This is a genomic window from Borreliella lanei (assembly GCF_014205895.1).
Classification (GTDB): Bacteria; Spirochaetota; Spirochaetia; order Borreliales; family Borreliaceae; genus Borreliella; species Borreliella lanei.
Genome location: NZ_JACHFC010000001.1, coordinates 438,228 through 457,623 on the forward strand (window position 1 = coordinate 438,228; position 19,396 = coordinate 457,623).

At 28.4% G+C, this 19,396-nt stretch carries 16 protein-coding genes; 6 read left to right on the top strand and 10 right to left on the bottom strand.

Annotated elements, in window-relative coordinates; all coding sequences use genetic code 11:
• Nucleotides 1-7 precede the first annotated feature (7 nt).
• From HNQ06_RS02060 to aspS, 3 genes are read left to right on the top strand one after another with little or no spacing between them, the layout of a single operon-like run.
• Entirely contained in the window at nucleotides 8-289 is a 282-nt protein-coding gene (locus tag HNQ06_RS02060; protein WP_184107297.1) for an HPr family phosphocarrier protein, read from the top strand.
• Nucleotides 286-2,391, top strand: a complete 2,106-nt coding sequence (locus HNQ06_RS02065) for a cation:proton antiporter domain-containing protein (protein ID WP_184107298.1) — start codon at nucleotides 286-288, stop codon at nucleotides 2,389-2,391. Before HNQ06_RS02060 ends, HNQ06_RS02065 begins: the two co-directional genes overlap by 4 nt.
• A 3-nt stretch (nucleotides 2,392-2,394) precedes the next feature.
• The gene (aspS, locus tag HNQ06_RS02070; protein WP_184107299.1) at nucleotides 2,395-4,155 is read left to right on the top strand and encodes an aspartate--tRNA ligase; all 1,761 of its coding nucleotides are present in this window, start codon (nucleotides 2,395-2,397) and stop codon (nucleotides 4,153-4,155) included.
• Between the two features lie 344 nt (nucleotides 4,156-4,499).
• On the opposite strand, the gene fbaA is transcribed toward aspS, so the two are convergent.
• The 9 genes from fbaA to dnaA form a co-directional block, all read right to left on the bottom strand.
• The gene (fbaA, locus tag HNQ06_RS02075; RefSeq protein WP_184107300.1) at nucleotides 4,500-5,579 is read right to left on the bottom strand and encodes a class II fructose-bisphosphate aldolase; all 1,080 of its coding nucleotides are present in this window, start codon (nucleotides 5,577-5,579) and stop codon (nucleotides 4,500-4,502) included.
• Nucleotides 5,580-5,741: 162 nt separating this feature from the next.
• Nucleotides 5,742-6,809: an NAD-dependent epimerase gene (locus tag HNQ06_RS02080; protein ID WP_184107301.1), complete on the bottom strand. Its 1,068-nt coding sequence runs from the start codon at nucleotides 6,807-6,809 to the stop codon at nucleotides 5,742-5,744.
• A 45-nt stretch (nucleotides 6,810-6,854) separates the two neighbouring features.
• Nucleotides 6,855-7,586 carry an RNA-binding cell elongation regulator Jag/EloR gene (jag, locus tag HNQ06_RS02085; protein WP_184107302.1) on the bottom strand — a complete coding sequence of 244 codons (732 nt, stop codon included), beginning with the start codon at nucleotides 7,584-7,586 and terminating at the stop codon, nucleotides 6,855-6,857.
• Between the two features lie 12 nt (nucleotides 7,587-7,598).
• Nucleotides 7,599-9,233 carry a membrane protein insertase YidC gene (yidC, locus tag HNQ06_RS02090; RefSeq protein WP_184107303.1) on the bottom strand — a complete coding sequence of 545 codons (1,635 nt, stop codon included), beginning with the start codon at nucleotides 9,231-9,233 and terminating at the stop codon, nucleotides 7,599-7,601.
• The gene (rnpA, locus tag HNQ06_RS02095; protein ID WP_184107304.1) at nucleotides 9,220-9,579 is read right to left on the bottom strand and encodes a ribonuclease P protein component; all 360 of its coding nucleotides are present in this window, start codon (nucleotides 9,577-9,579) and stop codon (nucleotides 9,220-9,222) included. The genes yidC and rnpA overlap by 14 nt, the downstream gene beginning before the upstream one ends.
• Complete coding sequence (gene rpmH / locus HNQ06_RS02100; protein ID WP_004789541.1) at nucleotides 9,560-9,715, bottom strand: 50S ribosomal protein L34; 156 nt, start codon at nucleotides 9,713-9,715, stop codon at nucleotides 9,560-9,562. The genes rnpA and rpmH overlap by 20 nt, the downstream gene beginning before the upstream one ends.
• Nucleotides 9,716-9,806: 91 nt before the next feature.
• A complete protein-coding gene (locus tag HNQ06_RS02105) occupies nucleotides 9,807-10,106 on the bottom strand; it encodes a hypothetical protein (RefSeq protein ID WP_184107305.1) in 300 nt (99 codons plus the stop codon).
• 102 nt (nucleotides 10,107-10,208) lie between these two features.
• Nucleotides 10,209-11,366: a DNA polymerase III subunit beta gene (gene dnaN, locus HNQ06_RS02110; protein WP_184107306.1), complete on the bottom strand. Its 1,158-nt coding sequence runs from the start codon at nucleotides 11,364-11,366 to the stop codon at nucleotides 10,209-10,211.
• Nucleotides 11,367-11,607: 241 nt separating this feature from the next.
• A complete protein-coding gene (gene dnaA / locus HNQ06_RS02115; protein ID WP_184107307.1) occupies nucleotides 11,608-13,065 on the bottom strand; it encodes a chromosomal replication initiator protein DnaA in 1,458 nt (485 codons plus the stop codon).
• A 187-nt stretch (nucleotides 13,066-13,252) separates the two neighbouring features.
• On the opposite strand from dnaA, the gene gyrB reads away from it, so the two are divergent.
• The 3 genes from gyrB to HNQ06_RS02130 all read left to right on the top strand — a co-directional run bounded on the left by gyrB (nucleotide 13,253) and on the right by HNQ06_RS02130 (nucleotide 18,502).
• Nucleotides 13,253-15,157 carry a DNA topoisomerase (ATP-hydrolyzing) subunit B gene (gyrB, locus tag HNQ06_RS02120; RefSeq protein ID WP_184107308.1) on the top strand — a complete coding sequence of 635 codons (1,905 nt, stop codon included), beginning with the start codon at nucleotides 13,253-13,255 and terminating at the stop codon, nucleotides 15,155-15,157.
• A gap of 11 nt (nucleotides 15,158-15,168) precedes the next feature.
• Nucleotides 15,169-17,601 (top strand): DNA topoisomerase (ATP-hydrolyzing) subunit A, encoded by a 2,433-nt coding sequence (gene gyrA / locus HNQ06_RS02125; protein ID WP_184107309.1) that lies wholly within the window; start codon nucleotides 15,169-15,171, stop codon nucleotides 17,599-17,601.
• Nucleotides 17,602-17,719: 118 nt separating this feature from the next.
• On the top strand, nucleotides 17,720-18,502 hold the full coding sequence (locus HNQ06_RS02130) for a ParB/RepB/Spo0J family partition protein (RefSeq protein ID WP_184107310.1): 783 nt from the start codon (nucleotides 17,720-17,722) through the stop codon (nucleotides 18,500-18,502).
• 180 nt (nucleotides 18,503-18,682) lie between these two features.
• Here HNQ06_RS02130 and HNQ06_RS02135 read toward each other — a convergent pair whose 3' ends face one another.
• Nucleotides 18,683-19,396, bottom strand: a complete 714-nt coding sequence (locus tag HNQ06_RS02135; RefSeq protein WP_184107311.1) for a hypothetical protein — start codon at nucleotides 19,394-19,396, stop codon at nucleotides 18,683-18,685.

The window sequence follows — 19,396 nt, forward strand, 5'->3', positions numbered from 1 at the left end:
GTAAAAAATGCAAGAAGCAGAAATTGAGATAATAAATAAAGATGGAATACATTCAAGGTCGGCAAACATCATTGCCGAATTTGCGAATAAACACTCTTCGTGCGACATAAAAATAACAACAAAAGATGGCAAAAAAGCTGATGCAAAGTCTACAATCGAAATTATCATATTGGGAATAATATACAAAGAAAAAATAAAAATAACAGTCGCAGGAAAAAAAGAAAAACTGGCAATTAAAAATTTGTTAAATTTGCTAAAATACAATTTTTCAAAAGAGCTTGAAAAATGAACAAAAAAATTTTTTACATAACAATACTGCTACACTTACCTAATCTTCTATTTTCATACTCAACAAAATATGACATTGAAGCAAAAATGTCGGCTTTTGTTATGAGTCTGGCAATCATCGTAATCTCATCTATTTCAATAGGCAATCTAGTAGCTAAAATAGGAATTCCAAAAGTAATAGGGCAAATAACGGCAGGAATAATTCTAAGTCCGAATGCCTTTGGAAAAATTCAAATACCTTTATTATTCCCATTAGGAATAACTCAAATTGGAGAAAATTATTTAATAAATGAAAAAATATTTGCAATCTCTACCATAGCCTCAATAATATTGCTTTTCACAGCAGGACTTGAAACTGACTTAAAATTGTTTATCAAATTTTTGCCTCGTGGAGGAATTATTGGAATAACAGAGGTTGTCGGAACCTTCACAAGTTTTGTACTAATGGCAAGCATAATTTTTAACGTTCCCTTAATAAGTCCAACCTCACTTTTTATTGGAATAATTGGAACCCCAACATCAGCAGGAATCGCAGCAAGCATACTCTCAGCAAAGAAAAAAATGAGTACCTCAGAAGGAGTGACAATAATCTCAACTTCAATTATTGATGATGTGCTTTCAATGCTTATGCTTACAAGCGTAATAACTATATCAAGATCTATATCAGATCTTGATATAGCAAGCTCGATAAAAACCATAATTCAAAACATAGTAATTTGGCTATGCTTAACTTTCTCTTTAATATATATATCAGAAACACTCTCAAGCCTGTTGAAAAAATTAAACAGTGTCACCTTAGCAACCGTAATAACACTCTCTCTAACCCTTACTATTGCAAGCATTTTCCAAAATTTAGGAATGTCTTTTGTTGTTGGAGCTTATGTATTTGGACTTGCCATGTCAAAAACAGACATTGTATACGTAATTCAAGATAAACTAACAATCTTTGAAAGATTTTTTATCCCGATCTTTTTTACATCAATCGGACTTATGTCAGATATTAATGAAATACTCTCAAAAGAAGTTCTTATTTTAGGATTAGCAATTAGTGCAATAGCAATAATTACTAAAAGTATATTTTGCTTTATTCCAGCACTCTTTTTGGGATTTAATAAACTTGGAGCCTTAAAAATTGCAACTGGAATGGTTCCAAGAGGAGAAGTTTCACTTATTATGGCAAATGTAGCATTATCTTCAGGATTTATTAGCCAAAAAATATTTGGAATCATAATAATAATGGTATTTTTGCCAACAATCGTTGCAACACCTATAATAAACTTTTTATTTAAAATAAATAAAAGCGGACTTAAAAAAGAACTCCCAATAGATCAAAATACACACATATGTGTATCATTTGAATATGATAATTTAGCCAAAATTCTTATATGGGACTTTAAAAATGAGTTAAGAAAAGAAGGATTTTTCACGCAACAAATTAAAAATGATTCTTCACAATATATTAATGCAAGAAAAAATAACATATCCTTCTCAATAAAACGAGAAGGTAGCAAAATCACATTCGAATGCCCAAACAATCACTTAATTATAATACAAGATCTTTTTAGAGAAACAATCTTAAACCTAGAAAAAATAACCAAAGAAGTTGAAACGGTCTCTTTAAGAGCAAAAAAACTAGATTACTCAATAAATTACGATAAAATCCTTAGCAATATCAACCTAAATAAAAGAATAAAAAAGGAAAACATTATTCTAGAATTAAAATCAAGCAATAAGGCTGATGTAATAAGAGAGCTTCTAAGCGTAATAAACATTGAAATTGATAAAGAAAGAATATTCCAAGATTTAATGGAAAGAGAAAAGTTAATTACTACTGCACTAAAAGAAGGCTTTGCCATTCCCCATTTAAAAACAAATTTAATATCAAAAATACATATTGCAATAGGAATAAGCCATGAGGGAATTGACTTTAATGCTCTTGACAAGAACTTAAGTCATGTTTTCATATTAATACTGTGCCCAGCAAAAGATTACGTTAGCTACCCTAGAATTTTAGCATCTGTTGTGGGTAAAGTTGATCTGTACAAAAAAGAAATTTTAAATGCAAAAACAGATAAAGAAATTTATAATATAATAGTGAGCTGAATTATGTTTAAAGTTATCAAATGTAATGAATTGAATGAAAAATTGATAAACAAAAAAGTTGAAATAAATGCTTGGGTAAAAAAAATTAGACACCACGGAAAATTTATCTTTCTAAATATAAGAGACAGATATGAAAAAGCTCAAGTTCTGGTAAATGAAGAACACCTTTTAAAGATCGCAGAAAAAATAAAACTTGAATATTGCATTAAAATTCAAGGACTGTTGATCAAAAGACCTCCTAACATGATAAATGCAAATATGAAAACAGGACATTTTGAAATATTGGCAAAAAACATTGAAATTATTTCAAAGTGTAATGAATTGCCGTTTATGATAGAAGATGACAATAATGCAAGTGAAAACTCAAAACTTGAATATAGATACTTAGACCTAAGAAGAGATTCCTTGAAAAATAAAATAATTTTAAGATGTCAAGCTACTTATCTTATTAGAAATTTTTTAATAAAAAGAAAATTTTTAGAACTAGAAACTCCAACTTTTGTAAAATCAACACCAGAAGGTGCAAGAGATTTTGTAATCCCATCAAGGATTCACAAGGGATCTTTTTATGCATTGCCTCAATCTCCACAGCTTTACAAACAACTCATAATGATAGCGGGATTTGACAAATACTTTCAAATAGCACGCTGCTATAGAGACGAAGATTCAAGAGGAGATAGGCAACCAGAGTTCACCCAGCTCGATCTTGAAATGAGCTTTGTCAAAAAAGAAAATATTTTTAAATTAATAGAAAATATGCTTTTTTTAATATTCAAAAATTGCCTTAGTATTAACTTACCTAAAAAATTCAAAAAAATAACATACAAAAAGGCAATGAACAAATATGGAAGCGATAAACCAGATACTAGATTTGAACTTGAATTACAAGATATAAGTCGCAATCTAAAAAATTCAGAATTTAATATATTTAAAGATACTCTAAAAAACAAAGGGTCAATTAAAATTTTAATAGTAAAAGATAAAGCTGACAAATTTTCAAGAACAAAAATAAATAATTTAGAAGAAATTGCAAAGCTTTACAAAGCACAAGGGCTCTATTTTACAAAAATTGAAAACAATAAATTTTCTGGAGGAATTGCAAAATTTTTAAAAACAGAAGAACAGCAATTAATAAAAACCTATTCTTTAGAAAATAATGACATAATTTTCTTTACAGCTAATAATAACTGGGAAACTGCATGTAAAGCAATGGGTCAAATTAGAATAAAAATTGCAAATGATCTTGAACTAATAGATGAAAATAAATTTGAATTTCTATGGGTCTATGATTTTCCACTATTTGAATATAACGAAAATACAAAAACCTATTCACCAGCTCACCACATGTTCTCGCTTCCTAAAAAGCAATATATTGACAATTTAGAAAAAAATCCAAAAAAAACTATAGGTGAAATTTACGATCTTGTTTTAAATGGTGTAGAACTTGGCTCAGGTTCAATTAGAATACATAATAAAGAACTTCAACAAAGAATTTTCAATATAATAGGATTTCAAAAAGAAAAATCAGAAGATAGATTTGGATTTTTTCTAAAAGCATTAGAATATGGAGCTCCTAATCATGGTGGCATTGCTATTGGTATTGATAGACTAATAATGCTAATGACAAAATCAACTTCAATAAAAGATGTAATACTGTTTCCTAAAAATTCTTTTGCAGCAAGCCCTCTTGATAATTCCCCCTCTAAAATCTCAAATGAACAACTCGAAGAACTGGGAATCAATATTGTTGCTGATGACACTTAATTCATAATGCAAGCCATACCATATACCTTTAAAATTATAAAATCAGCTTAACCCACCCTTAGAATTTTTCAATATCCTGCCGTTCTTTCAAGAAATTAAGTCTCAAATCTCAAGGTTTAATTTTTCACAAACAACAAACACACACGCAGCATTGAATAATATTTTTTTATCAAATTATTATTCATGTTTTGAAAAATTAAACAAAAATAACAAAAAAAGGTACCTAATAAATAGTAAAAAATATATCAATCAATAATTTTATAATTAAATACCTATAATATAATTAGAATAATAAAAAAGCCGCTCAAAAAGCAGCTTGCAAATAAAAATTAGTGAATTTTTATTTAATTCCTATTAATATTATTAAGATTTTTGCATGCAATTTTCACACGGTCTTTCATAGAAACTTCAGCTTCTCTTAACCAAACTCTTGGATCATAAAATTTCTTATTTGGAATATCAATGTCCTTGCCATCTCCTAATTGACCTTGTAAACGATTTTCATTTTTTTTGTAATAATTTAAAACGCCCTCCCAGGCAGCCCACTGCGTGTCTGTATCAATATTCATCTTTACAACGCCATAAGAAAGTGCCTCATTAATCTCATCAATTGTAGATCCAGACCCGCCATGAAAAACATAAGAAACTGGCTTAGCAACATTTACTCCTGTTTTTGATATGACATAATCTTGACCATCTTTTAAAACTTTTGGAGTAAGCTTAACATTCCCTGGCTTATATACTCCATGAACATTCCCAAAAGCTGCTGCAATCTGAAAATTTGGACTAACTTTTAAAAGTTCTGAATATCCATAATAAATATCCTCAGGAGTAGAAAATAGTTCATGCAAAGCTCTATCTGAATTATCAACTCCATCCTCTTCCCCACCCGTAATTCCAAGCTCTATTTCTAAAAACATTTCAATTTTTGCCATTCTTTCTAAGAATTTTTTAGAAATTTCAATATTTTCTTTAATAGGCTCTTCTGATAAATCTAACATATGTGAAGAAAATAATGGTTTTTTGTGCTGACTATAGTATTTTTCTCCATACTCCAAAAGCCCTTCAACCCAAGGAAGCAAATTTTTAGCACAGTGATCAGTATGAAGAACAACAGGAACACCATAATGCTCTGCCATTAAATGAACATGCATAGCACCAGAAATAGCTCCGACTATTGAAACTCCTTGTGGTTTTTCCATCTTTAATCCTTTCCCAGAAATAAAAGCAGAGCCACTATTAGAAAATTGTATCATAATAGGAGAATTAATTTCTTTTGCTGCCTCCAAAACTGCATTAATAGAATTTGTTCCTATACAATTAATAGAAGGGATAGCAAATCCTTCTTTTTTACATATTTCATATAAAAAATGTAGTTCCTTTCCATAAACTACGCCCGGTTTAATCTTATCTAAAACACCCATTTATATCACTCCTTTCCATTTTATTTTTTCTTTTATAAAATGCCTATAATAAATTATACACCTAAGAAGTTGAATTGAATTTAAATCAATAAATAATTATTAAACCAAAAACAAACATAAAATTTATTAAAAATTTATCATTTTACATAAAAAAGTTTAAAATCAAGCCTTCTTGGTAGACCCTAACATTTTATACCACTGTGAAAATTCTTTTATTCCTTCTTTAATAGAAATTTTAGCTTCATATCCAACATCATTTTTAAGCTTTAAAATATCACAACAACTTTCCACAACATCTGCTTTTTGCATAGGCATATAATTTTTTAAGGCCTTTTTATCAAAATTTTCTTCAAGTTCGCTAATAAAATCTAGCAGTTTGGTTGCATGTCCGGTTCCTATATTATATATTCTGTAAGGAAAAGAAGAGGTTGACGAATTTGGATTTTTAACGTCAAAATTACAATCGCTCTTAGCCGGATTTTTCAAGACTTTATAAACACCGTCTGCAATATCACTCACATATGTAAAATCTCTAGCCATATTCCCATTGTTAAAAATATTAATAGGCTTGCCATTTTTAATTCCATCTGAAAATAAATATAAAGCCATATCGGGTCTTCCATAAGTACCATAAACTGTAAAAAATCTAAGCCCTGTTGTAGGAATATTAAAAGATGCACTATAAGCATGCGCCATCATCTCATTAGATTTTTTACTAGCTGCATACAAATTTAAAGGGTGATCCGTAATAGAATCTTCACTAGACGGCATATTTTCATTTATACCATAAACCGATGACGTTGAAGCATAAACAAAATGCTCGATGTTTTCTTTATAAACTCTACATACATCTAAAACATTAAAAAATCCAACAATATTTATTGAAACATAGCTATCAGGATTTTCAAGACTATCTCTAATGCCCGCTTGAGCAGCCAAATGGCAAACATGTGTAAACTTATGATCTTTAAAAAGCTCTAGCAGATTATCCTTATTTAGGATATCAAGATAAGCAAAAGATAAATTATTATATTTTTCACTCTTAATAATCTTATGCATTTTGACATCCTTAGAACAAAACCCTAAAGCTTCTAACCTTTCATGCTTAAATTTGAGTTCATAATAATCATTTAATACGTCTATACCTAAAACTTCATGCCCTTCTTCTACAAGCTTTTTAGCTACATGAAATCCAATAAACCCTGCAATTCCGGTTAAAAAAATCTTCATACTATTGTTCCTCTTTAAAATTCAATACAAAGTAACACCATCAATCTATTTTTTAAAACCAATATCTCTCTTCTGATAACTACGAGAATTGTTGTTGATACCAAACCTATTATTTCTAACATAAGAGACTCTTATTCTTTTTATATTCCCATCTCCTTCACTTTCAGTTTTTATGTCACTATAACGATTTAAAGTTGTATGAACAATCCTTCTTTCAAAAGGATTCATTGATGGCAACAAAATAGAACGTCTGGTTCTTTTGACTTTATGAAAAGAATTTATTGCTAAATTAATAAACCTAGATTTAAATCGCTCTCTATAATCTCCAATATCCAATATAACCCTATTAAAAGCACCATTTTCACCGATAAGCTTAGAGGCATAAACATTTGTTAAAAGCTGCAAAGAATCTAAATTTTTTCCCTCTCGTCCAATCAAAATATTTGGACTATCTGTTTCAATAGAAATCTTAACATATCCACCTTCTTTGGACTCTATTGTCAAATGCACAGAATATCCCATTTTAACTAGCATTTCTTTTACAAATTCTAAAATTTTATCACAAATTTCATCACCAATTTTAATTTCAAAGCCACCTTTCTTAACCTCCTTTACATGAGGAGAAACCCTTATTTTAATCATTTCTTTCTTAAATAAAAATCCAACCCTTTCTTTATCTAAAATTTCTACATCAAACTCACCTTCTTTTAATTCTAGATCTCTCATTGCTTTCTTTATTGCTTCTTGTTCGGTTTTTCCGTAAAATTCATAGCTCATATTATTCCCCCTTTAAGACAAATGCATCTTTATATAGTATTGTTGCAAAATAGTAAAAATATTTGTTGTAATCCAATATATCAAAAGCCCTGATGGCATATTGTAAAGTATGAAAAAAAACATAATGGGCATTCCAAAATATAAAAATTTCTGCTGCGATCCCAGATTTTTTAAATCCATATTAGAACTAACAATTGTAGATCCCAATTGAGTAAACATCATAATAAAAGGCAAAATTCTAATATCGGTCCAAGAAACAAAATAAAGCTTATATCCAAAATGATATACACTGTCACCGATAGATAAATCATCAATCCATCCTGGAATAAAACTAGCTCCTCTTAATAAAAATAAATTATTTACAAGTGAATAAAGAGCAAAAAATATAGGAAGCTGTAAAATTACAGGAAGACACCCCCCAAGAGGATTAACCCCTTCTTCTTTATAAAGCCTTCCCATCTCTTCATTCAACTTTTTAGAATCATGCTTAAACTTTACTTGAAGCTCTTTCATTTTAGGTTGAAGCTTGGAAAGCTCCGCAGTAGCTCTAAATCCTTTAAATGTCAAAGGAAATATAAGTATTCTAACAACAATTGTCAAAAAGATAATTGAAAGCCCCCAATTAGGTATAACATCATAAAAAACTTGCATTACCATTTGCATGGGAACTTGAATCAAATACCACAAACTCTTTTCCACCGACATTCCAAAAGAAATATCAGATAAACCAAAGGTATTGTCAACATTCTTGTCAAAAATGTCTAGATATCTATTATCCTTAGGCCCAGCGTAAATAAAAAACTCATCGCTAATATTTTTTTTATTTCTAACATTATTAATAATAAACGATTTAAGAGTTCCTCTTTCCTTCTTAAATTCAACTTCCATATTTTCTTTAGAAACTAACACCCCAAAATACTTAGTACTAGAACCAATCCATTTGGGATTGGTAATCCTTAGACCATCTTTACCATATTTAAGCTTATTATCATAATAAATTATTTGAGATAAATAATTATTATATTGTAGCTTTGCTTTATCACTCAACCTTTCAATTTCAGAACTAAAAATAATTTTATAAGAATCAGTATCAAATAAGTTATAATCCTCAAGACCATTTACAGTAACTTTAAATTTCATCAAGTACTCATTTTTTTTAGAAAATGTATATTTCTTTACATATTCATAAGTTTTACCATTATTTTGAAAATAAGCTTTAAATTCATGATTAAAATCATCTATCTTTTTATACAAAAACAAATCCTCTACTAAATAGTCAAAACTAACATCAAAAAAAGTTTCATTTTTGTAATCAATATTAATCAAATCTGTAGGATTTTTTTCCAAATTTAAATGATTTTTAAGCTTTAATGAAACCAAATTTCCTCTAAATGTAGAAAAAGTAGCAACATATATCCCTGTTTCTACAATAATATCTTGAGATTTATTAATCAAATTAAAGCCATTGCTCTTACTTGAAAACATCTCATTATCATCAAAACTTTTGTTTAAATCAAACTGCACTTCCTTGTCAGAAGACTTAGAACTTAAAATGTATGAAGAAAAAATATCATTAATAAGCATGAAAAGACCTATTAAAAATAAAGACAAATAAACTGTCCTTAAAATTCTTCTACTTTGATTCACTTATGCCCCTTTCGCACCTTAAAACCAAACTTTTAATAAGAGATTCAATACTAAAATAAGTCAAAGTTAACTTGCTGTAAGAAACTACAAAAATAATATCCAAAGCTATACCTTCTAACAATTCTAATCTTTTTCTAAAAGCTTCTTTAAAAAGTCTTCTAATGCGATTCCTTCTAACAGATCCTCTAAAACCTTTAGAAAAGGTAACAAGAATTCTAGAATAAACCAAATGATTTGATTTATAGAACATTTTAAGATTAAGATTGCTAAATCTAATTAGATTACCTTCTTTGAAAATTTTTTGAATTTCTATTTTTGATTTCAGACTAATATTTCTTTTTCTCATCAGAAACAGTTAATTTTATCCTTCCTTTTGCCCTTCGCCTTGAAAGAATAAGTCTTCCACCTTTAGTTTTCATTCTAGCTCTAAACCCAAATTTTCTATTTCTTTTAACACGACTGGGTTGATAAGTCCTTTTCAAAACACTCCTCCATTAAAAACAATTTTATGCTGCCAAGCTACAAATTGAACACTACCATGGTATAGCATATAAATGCAATTGTCAATAATAATTACCTTACCAAAACTTTTATATCTATTGTTTTAATACCTGTTAATTCTTTTATTGAATTTATTATCTTTGCCTTATTAATCGATATACTATACAAAATACTTGAATTGCTTACCTCAATAAAAAGGATCTGTTCATTTTTAAAATCTAAAAATTTTACATCATCTGATAACGTCTCAAAGATCTGATTCCATTTATCGGCAATCAATAATTTCGAACTCATTTTTTTATTAACAAGAAAATTAGATTCTAAATAATCTTTAAGAACATTGCCTATTTTTTTAAAAGCAGAATCATTCATAGCAATTTTTTATACCACAATACAAAAAAACAATATTAGATAAACCCAGAAAAGTTCATTTTAATATTCAAAATAGATTTAAAATAGCATTAATAACTCACTTTAACCTAAAGACATCGGCATTATCAAGTGCGTAAAATTAAAATTTTCAGGTTCGCTTAATTTTAATACATTGCCCGAATTAAATTGTATTTCTATCTTTGAAGTTTCAAAAACACTAATAGCTTCAACAAAATATGAAATATTAATAGCCATAACCTCATCTGCTCCGTCATACAGATAGTTTGGATCTTTAATAAAAAATTCACCCTTTCTTCCAGTAATCAAATCTTCTCCAAGAAGCTTTAATTGCATTTCAGAAAAAGCTAAAACTAACTTTCTTGATTTATCAACATATAAATTAACTCTTGCAAGTCTATCTTTTAAAATGCCTAGCGAAACCAAAGATTTATTCTTCTGCTCCTTGGGTATAATGCTCTTATAATCCGGATAGTTACCATTAATCAAACTACAAGCTATTTTATAATTATCAAATTCAACATAAAACTTTTTATCCGAAGATTTTATTTTAACAACACCTTCTCCTGACATAAGATGTTTTAAAAAATTAAATATTTTTACGGGAACTATAAAATTCACGCCTTCTTCAACCATGACTTCTGTTTTACAGATAGACATTCTGTGACCATTAGTAGAAACAAGTAGCAATTTAGAATCTTCATCTTTTGTAAAATATACACCATTTAACACATTCTTAGATTCATCGAGATGTGCTGAAAAAGCTATTCTATTTATTATTTTTTTAAAAGTTTTTTGTTTTATTTCAATTTCAAAGGTGTAATCTTCATTAGTCATATCATAATTGTAATTTTCTATTTCTTCGTATGAAAAAGTAGGTTCCTTTAAATGATCTTCATATTCTTCTTTTTCATCCTTTAATTCTCCCATAATTTCCAATTTACTATTATTTTCATTAAAAACTATTTTGATTTTCTTATAAAAACTGAATGCTTTTACTGCATCATAAAAATTTGAAGCATTAATTAATACTTTAAAATCTGTCTCTGAAACAATTGAAATTGTGCTTTCAAAAAATATATTTCTGTCTGTTGATTTAATTATGAGATTGGATTTTTTTACTTCTATTAATAATGCACTCCAAATATCATTCATATTCCTGTTCAATATTATTCCCTTTGCTTTTTCTATCTCATTTATAATTTGATTTGATTCGCAAATAAAAAATGTGTTATGTAACATAATGCCTCCTTATATATTCTATTACATTTTATCTTTGTAAGATTTTTTGTATTTTGTACTTTTAGTTTTTATAGAGATATATAGTAGTAATAGTAGTAAGTCCCTGTTTGATTGTTCAATTGTATTTAATGTTATGTAATGCAAGTAAATAACTTGTTGAATTATATGTTGTTTTTTGTTGTATTTTTGATAAATTATTTGGTTCAATTGTTTAAAAGAATTTTTGATTCTTCAATTAATTTTAGTTTTTTTTTATTTTGTTCATAAGTTCTGTGATTAGATTGTTAATTTCTTTGTCATTATTTCTGTCTCTATCTATTTTATTTATCGAATAAAGCACTGTTGAATGGGTTTTGCCTCCAATAATTTTTCCAATTTCAACTGTTGATAGCTCTGTAAAATTCCTCAAAAGGTATGCATAAATATGTCTGGCTTTTGTTATCTCTGGTTTTTTACTCTGCCCTTCAATATCCTTGTGTGTGATTTTTAGCTCTCTTAAGAGTATTTTTTTTATATTTTCGATATTAATTTTATTATTTGGTTCATTGGTTGTTTCTTTTTCGTAAATTATTATTTCTTTGATTATTTTCTCAACAATATCAATGTCAATTTCTATATTGTCTAAATCTATATATGCTTTTAGTTTTGTTACAGCAGCTTCAAGATCTCTTACATTGGTTGTAACTTTTTGAGCAACCAGATTTAGTATATTTTTAGGGACATTTATGCCATCTTCTTCTGCTTTTTTTTCGACAATAGCTGCTCTGAGTTCAAAATTGGGTTTTGATATATCAACATTTAGTCCCCTTGTGAATCTGCTTTTTAATCGATCTGTAAAATTTGTAAGCTCAGAAGGAGATCGGTCACATGTAAATACTAATTGTTTATTGTCTTCATAAAGGGCATTAAATGTGTGAAAAAGCTCTTCTTGTATTCCTTCTTTTTTTTGTAAGTCGTGGATATCATCTATAAGTAGCATGTCTAAGTATCTGTATTTTTTTTTAAATTTTTTTGTTTCGTGTGTCTTTATGCTTTCTACAAATTCATTTAAAAAATTTTCAGCAGTAACATATAATATTTTAAGGTTATGATGCAATTCTTCTGTTTTGTTTCCTATGCTTTGAAGCAAATGTGTTTTTCCAAGTCCAACCCCGCCATAAATTAAACATGGATTATATTTTTTTCCAGGATTTTTTGAGATTGACAAGCTGGCATTGTATGCAAGTTTATTATTTGGTCCTATGATAAAATTTTCAAATGTATATCTTTTTTTAAGAAAAGGGTTTTTGAAATTTGTGGGCTCTTCTTCTTTTTTGATATACATTTTTATATGATCTTGAATACTTTGAGTTGGTTCTTTAGAGAGTGTTTTTTCTTTTAACTTGTCTAAATTTGGAAAAGTTTCGTTAAAAACTGTTTTTATGCTTTCTTGTTTGTTGGATTGGTTTTTAGGTGGTTGATTTGTAAAAACAATGACTACATTATTGTAGCCATTGTTTTTGAGGATTTCTTTAATTTTTTTTGTAAATCTTTTTTCTATTTGATTTTTGTGAAATAAATTTGGAGTAGATATTTTAATATTGTCACCTATTGATTCTAAAAAGTATAAATTTTCAAACCAAACATAAAATTCTTCTTCTGATAGTTCTTTTTTTATTTCTGTTAAAATCAAGCTCCATATATTTTTTGATTTTTCCATTTTTTTGTCCTTGTTGGTTTTAGTACTATACTTTTAACATTATATAGTATAATGTTAAATTAGGATTCTATCTAAATTGTTTGTGAATTTTTAAAAGTTTTTGGTACTTTCTATGTAATAGATATTATTGTTTTTTTAATGTAGAATTTATCTGTGTCTAGATTTTGATTAAATGAATGGAAGGTTTATGAATTATGTTGCTAGTAACATTCAGGTCTTAAAGGGACTTGAGGCTGTTAGGAAAAGGCCTGGCATGTATATAGGCTCTGTTTCTGTTAATGGGTTGCACCACTTGGTTTATGAGGTGGTTGACAATAGTATTGATGAGGCTTTAGCTGGGTTTTGTGATAGAATAGATGTTATTATCAATTTAGATAATACTATAACTGTAATTGATAATGGGAGAGGGATTCCTACCGATATTCATGAAGAAGAGGGTATTAGTGCTCTTGAACTTGTTTTAACAAAATTGCATTCTGGTGGTAAGTTTAATAAAGGTACTTATAAAGTTTCTGGAGGGCTTCATGGCGTTGGAATTTCGGTCGTAAATGCCCTGTCTTCGTTTTTAGAGGTTTATGTTAATAGAGATGGAAAAATTTTTAGGCAAACTTTTTCAAAAGGTATTCCAACTTCTAAAGTAGATGTTGTGGGAGAATCTTCTGTTACGGGGACCAAGGTTACTTTTTTAGCGGATTCTGAAATTTTTGAAACTTTAGATTATAGTTTTGATATTCTTGAGAAAAGGCTTAAAGAGCTTGCTTTTTTAAACGATAAAATATACATTTCAATTGAAGATAAAAGAATTGGTAAAGAAAAATCTTCAAAATTTTATTTTGAAGGTGGAATAAAATCTTTTGTAGATTATTTAACTAATGACAGTAAAGCTTTTCAATCAGAACCTTATTATATTGATGGTTCTATTAATGATGTTATTGTTAATGTGGGGCTTAAATGGACTGAAAGCTATTCTGACAACATTCTTTCTTTTGTTAATAATATTAATACAAGAGAAGGGGGGACCCATGTTATGGGATTTAGAAGTGGACTTACTAAGGCCATGAATGAAGCTTTTAAAAATTCAAAAATAAGCAAAAAAGATATTCCCAATCTTACAGGAGATGATTTTAAAGAGGGGCTTACAGCCGTTATTTCTGTCAAAGTTCCAGAACCTCAATTTGAAGGTCAAACAAAGAGTAAGCTTGGTAATTCTGAGATAAGAAAAATAGTTGAGGTTGTTGTATATGAGCATTTACTTGAAATTATTAATTTAAATCCTTTAGAGATAGATACCATTCTTGGGAAAGCAATAAAAGCTGCTCGTGCTCGTGAAGCTGCAAGAAAAGCAAGAGAATCAGAAAGAAAAAAAAATGCATTTGAAAGCTTGGCATTGCCCGGCAAATTGGCTGATTGTGCTTCTAAAAATCCTTTGGAAAGAGAAATCTATATTGTAGAAGGTGATTCTGCTGGAGGAAGTGCTAAAATGGGTAGAAATAGATTTTTTCAGGCCATTTTGCCATTGTGGGGGAAAATGCTTAATGTTGAAAAAACAAGAGAAGACAAGGTAATTACCAATGATAAGCTTATTCCCATAATTGCATCTCTTGGTGCAGGAGTTGGTAAAACTTTTGATATTAGAAAACTTCGTTACCACAAGGTTATTATTATGGCAGATGCTGATGTTGATGGATCTCATATTAGAACTTTGCTTTTAGCTTTTTTCTTTAGATATATGAGGGATTTAATTGAAAATGGATATATATATATAGCCATGCCTCCTCTTTATAAAATAAAGTATGACAATCGTATTTATTATTTTTATGAAGAGAAAGAAAAAGAAAAATTTTTAGATTCTATTGAAACTGAAAATCGCAATAGTATTTCTCTTCAGAGATATAAAGGGCTTGGGGAGATGAATCCAGCGCAGCTTTGGGAAACGACTATGGATCCTGCTAGAAGAAAAATGAGATTGATGAATATAGATGATGCTATTGAAGCTGAAAAAATTTTTGTTACTCTTATGGGAGATTTAGTTGAGCCTAGAAAAGAATTTATTGAACAGAATGCACTTAATGTAATTAATCTTGATGTGTAATTGGAGCGTTAATGGCAGTTGGAGAAAATAAAGAACAAATATTAAATGTTAAGATAGAAGATGAAATAAAAACTTCTTATTTAAATTATGCAATGTCAGTTATTGTTTCCAGAGCTCTTCCAGATGTAAGAGATGGTCTTAAGCCAGTTCACAGGAGAATACTTTATTCTATGTATGAAATGGGACTTCGCTCTGATAAAGCTTTTAAAAAAGTCGGTAGAATAGTGGGAGATGTTCTTGGAAAATATCATCCTCATGGAGATCAATCAATTTATGATGCTCTTGTAAGACTTGCTCAAGATTTTTCACTTAGATATCCTGTAATACGGGGGCAGGGAAATTTTGGATCTATTGATGGAGATCCCCCTGCTGCTATGCGATATACTGAAGCTAAAATGGAAAAAATAACTGAATATATTGTTAAGGATATAGATAAAGAGACTGTTAATTTTAAGTCTAATTATGACGATTCTTTAAGTGAGCCCGAGATTATGCCGTCATCATTTCCGTTTCTTTTGGTAAATGGCTCTAGTGGAATTGCTGTTGGAATGGCTACTAATATGGCACCTCATAACTTAAGGGAAATTTGTGATGCTATTGTTTATATGTTGGACAATGAGAATGCTTCCATGTTTGATTTGCTTAAGATAGTTAAAGGTCCTGATTTTCCAACTTTTGGAGAGATTGTTTATAATGATAATTTAATTAAAGCATACAAAACTGGCAAGGGAAGTGTTGTTATTAGAGCAAGATATCATATTGAAGAAAGAACAGAAGATAGAAATGCTATAATTGTTACAGAAATACCTTATACAGTAAATAAATCTACACTTCTTATGAAAGTTGCGCTTTTGGCAAAAGAAGAAAAGTTGGAAGGACTTTTAGACATAAGAGATGAATCTGATAGAGAAGGCATTAGAATAGTTCTTGAAGTTAAAAGAGGATTTGATCCTCATGTTATTATGAACTTGCTTTATGAATATACTGAATTTAAAAAGCATTTTAGTATAAATAATTTAGCTCTTGTTAATGGTATTCCCAAACAGTTGAATTTAGAAGAATTATTATTTGAATTTATTGAGCATAGAAAAAATATTATCGAAAGACGTATTGAATTTGACTTGAGAAAGGCAAAAGAGAAAGCACATGTTCTTGAGGGATTAAATATTGCTTTAAATAATATAGATGAGGTTATTAAGATTATTAAATCATCTAAATTAGCAAAAGATGCAAAGGAGAGGCTTGTTTCAAATTTTGGTCTTTCAGATATTCAGGCCAATTCAGTTCTTGATATGAAGTTACAAAAACTTACAGCCCTTGAAATTTTTAAGCTTGAAGAGGAGCTTAATGTACTGTTAAGCTTAATAAAAGATTATGAAGATATTCTCTTGAATCCAGTAAGGATTATTAATATTATAAGAGAAGAAACTATTAATTTAGGTTTGAAATTTGGCGATGAACGTCGAACTAAAATAATTTATGATGAGGAGGTTTTAAAAACTAGTATGTCGGATTTAATGCAAAAAGAAAATATTGTTGTTATGCTTACAAAGAAAGGTTTCCTTAAAAGACTTTCACAAAATGAGTATAAATTGCAAGGTACTGGAGGAAAAGGTCTCAGTTCGTTTGATTTAAATGATGGAGATGAGATTGTTATTGCTTTGTGTGTCAATACTCATGATTCTTTATTTATGATTTCAAATGAAGGAAAGCTTTATTTAATCAATGCTTATGAAATAAAAGATTCTTCAAGAGCTTCAAAAGGTCAAAATATTAGTGAGCTTATTAATTTGGGAGATCAAGAAGAAATATTAACTATTAAGAACAGTAAGGATTTTACTGATGATGCCTATTTATTGCTTACAACTGCAAGTGGAAAGATAGCTAGATTCGAATCTACAGATTTTAAAGCAGTAAAATCACGAGGTGTTATTGTTATTAAACTTAATGATAAAGATTTTGTTACAAGTGCAGAGATTGTTTTTAAGGATGAAAAAGTAATTTGTCTTTCCAAAAAGGGTAGTGCATTTATATTTAATTCAAGGGATGTTAGGCTTACTAATAGAGGTACCCAAGGTGTTTGTGGAATGAAATTAAAAGAAGGTGATTTGTTTGTTAAAGCTTTGGCGGTTAGAGAAAATCCTTATCTTTTGATTGTTTCTGAGAATGGGTATGGAAAAAGGTTAAGCATGTCTAAAATATCTGAGCTTAAGAGAGGAGCCACTGGTTATACTAGTTATAAAAAATCTGATAAAAAAGCGGGTAGTGTTGTTGATGCTATAGCAGTTTCAGAGGATGATGAAATCTTGCTTGTAAGTAAACGTTCAAAAGCTTTAAGAACAGTAGCTGGAAAAGTATCCGAACAAGGTAAAGATGCTAGAGGAATTCAAGTATTATTTCTTGATAATGATAGCTTGATTTCTGTTTCAAAATTTATTAAATAAAGAATTGGTTTTTCTTATTTAAGAATGTTCCACGTGGAACATTCTTTTTTTTTATTCTTAAATTGTAATTCAATATTATAACCTGGTAAAATTTTTTGTTGTAGGAGGTTCTGATAATATGGGTGGAGTTTTTAAAATGATAGATATTCATCTTTTAGATATTGATAATGATCAGCCAAGGAAGTCTGTTAATCTTGTTGAATTAGAAGAGTTAAGCATTTCCATAAAAGAAAATGGAATTTTGCAACCTTTAATTGTTTGTAAAGCAAATGATAGGTATAAAATAATAGTAGGAGAAAGAAGGTTTAGGGCTGCTAAACTTATTCAGATGACAAATATTCCTGTTATTGAGGTTAACATAAAAGAATCTTGTAGAGATTTTATGCCTTTGGTTGAAAATATTCAAAGAGAAAATTTTACTCCTGTTGAGGAGGCTTATGCCTATAAAAATGTAATGAATAAATATTCTTTAACCCAAAAGGATTTATCTGAAAAAATTGGCAAAAGTAGGACCTATATTTCAAATTTAGTTAGGATTTTGGATCTTGAGCAAGAAATATTAAATGCAGTACATAGAAAAGAAATTTCTTTTGGTCATGCTAAAGTTATTTTGTCTTTAAAAGACAGGCAAGACAGGTATAATCTTTATTTAATAATATTGAAAAAAAAATTTTCTGTAAGAGATGCAGAAAAATATGTTAAAAATTTTTCCAAATCCATAGTAAAAAAAAGGGAACCAGAACAAGATCCTTTTTTAAGCAATATAAAAGAATTTTTATTTGATAAAATCCAAACAAAAATAGATATTAAAGGGAATCAAAATAAGGGCAAAATAGAGATAGAGTATTTTACTGCGGGGGATTTAAAAAGGATTGTTTCCTTTTTTGGGCATAGTAGCTAAATTATTTTTATAATTTAATGATTGTAAAATATCTTTTCTTAATTTTATAAGAGTTTTTATTTCTAGGTATTTATCACAATACATGAATTTTTTAAACTTGTTTTAAAATTGTTTAATTTCTAAAAAATATTGAGCTTTAAATGAAAGGCAAAGTTTATATTTTATTATTTTTAGTTAAATTTAAATAGAATTATTTTTAATATATTTTATTTTTTTCTTTATTTCTAAAATAGAATGAAACAATAATTTTAAGTTTTCTTGCCTTAATTTGTTAAATTCGATATTTTTAAATTCTTTTATATTTTTTAATATAAAATCCAGCGCTTCTTTTATGTCGTTTTCATATTTTTCGTTTTTCTTAAGTAATGATTTGTGTGTATTCTTTAAATCAAAGCTTTTTTTATAAACAATTTTAAATTCTTTTAAAGAATTTATTTTACCATTTAGAACTTCAGTTTTTAAAATAGAGGGACAAGATTTTTTAGATATTTCATATGATAATGATAAGGGTAATTTTTCTATAGTTAGTTGCTTGTCGGAATTTTCGACAAGCAGATTATATCTTGATATTAAAGCGTAAACCTTATCTTTTTTAAATCCCATACTTTTAAACCACTGATAAAAAAGCCCGTTATATTGATTATTTCCTTTTAATTTGTCTTGAGCATCTTTAAGTATCTTTCCAATTTTTGTATAAGTGTTGTTGAAAATATTGAAAATTTCATATTGCTTTTTTTTTAAAAAATCAGAAATATCTTTATCTAGCTTATTGTAGTCAAAGTCTTTTTTTTCGATCGAAATAATTTCTTTTTTTTCAATATTTTCTGAATTGTTTGAAGATGTTTCTAATTTTTTACCCATTAGAAACATTAAAGTTTCTAAATTGTCAGACAT